The organism is Enterococcus villorum, assembly GCF_007990225.1.
Taxonomy (GTDB): Bacteria; Bacillota; Bacilli; order Lactobacillales; family Enterococcaceae; genus Enterococcus_B; species Enterococcus_B villorum.
The window spans coordinates 1-1,334 of sequence record NZ_BJWF01000089.1 but is presented as its reverse complement, the minus strand read 5'-3'; the positions used below and the strand labels follow the sequence as shown (position 1 = coordinate 1,334).

General features: G+C 34.4%; 2 protein-coding genes. One reads left to right on the top strand and one right to left on the bottom strand.

Annotated elements, in window-relative coordinates:
• Positions 1-200 (bottom strand): EndoU domain-containing protein (locus EVI01_RS13410; RefSeq protein WP_261766409.1); only part of this gene is annotated, 200 nt, incomplete at its 3' end.
• A 122-nt stretch (positions 201-322) separates the two neighbouring features.
• Between EVI01_RS13410 and EVI01_RS13405 the strand changes: the two genes are divergently transcribed.
• Complete coding sequence (locus EVI01_RS13405) at positions 323-1,264, top strand: hypothetical protein (protein ID WP_010750337.1); 942 nt, start codon at positions 323-325, stop codon at positions 1,262-1,264.
• Positions 1,265-1,334: the final 70 nt, after the last annotated feature.

Here is a 1,334-nt window from a genome sequence, read left to right as displayed (position 1 = left end):
TCTTGTGTTCTTTTTTCAATAATCCGTTCCACTTCACTGGTAATTTTTTCCGCATTCCAATTATCCGGGAAGACGGTGGAATAAGAATTTTTCGTTGTCATGATTTTCCCTTCGACTATTTTTCCTTGTAGCTCATAGACAATCCCACTTTCTTTAGCATAAAAATTAGGATGTTGCGAATGCGCACCAGTTAAAGCCACTTTTTCTTTGGTGCTAATACCGCTTTGATATCAGTTTTTTCTACGCACAGAAAAAAAGAATCGGCTTTTTCTTGGTAATATGGCATACTTTAAGAAAAGCCTTTTTAGAAAGGATGAACCCAATGACCGCATTAATTTTTACCGATCCAAATCGGCGTGACCCTGAAAAAATCAAACAAATCACACAAGAAATGGCTCAGCGTTTTCAAGCCATTGATGAGCGGTTGACATTAGAACATTTTGATAACTTTGTCGATTATGGTCCTGAGGTCTTTCCTCACTTAGCCCAACTTTATTGGGATCCAAGAGTACCCAATCATCCAATGGAGCATTTTGTTTATTATGAGTATGTGTTAAAATTTAACGGACATTTGCATTATTATATTACTCCCTATAATGAAGTAATGAGTGATTATTTTTTAACAGAAAAAGATTCTTTTTGGGAACGCCTAGAAGAAATCAATATTTCTTTATTAGCGATCATTCACGACTATCAAGTCAAAAATTTAACCTACTGGAAAGACCTATATTCTGAAAAAGAATTTCAAGAGGAAATCAAAGCAATCAAAAAAAGAACTTTGCCCATGATTGTAAAATCAGGAGTTCGAACACTATCTTTTGTGGATCCCAGACAACGAGATCCTGAATCAGTGAAAAAGCTGACGGATTGGATGGCTCAGGAATTACAGGACTTAGACCCACATCTGACACTTACACATAAGGATGATTTTATTGACTTTGGTCCAGATGAAGGGAAATTTTTAGCTGAATGTCCCTATGATCCAGAAGAAGACGATCTCGATGATGCAAGAAAAGATTTACCTGATACTGAGTATGAAATTTTTTATGGAGAATATTCATTATTTTCTTTTACTCCATATAGTTTAGGGTATGGTTTTTTGAATATTTCTTACTTAAATCTTAGTGATGATTTCATTAAAACAATCATGAAAATCATGAATCGGTCATCTTTTTATAATTTTTATTATTGGCGCAAACTTTATTCACCTGCTAAATTTCAACGAGAAGCAAAAAAATTAAAAGAAGGTTGGGGCTTGGATTGATCCAAGTCCCAATTCTTTTTATTCCATAATTGGATAAACAGTTGCAAGTTCGATTCTACCATTAGCTTTC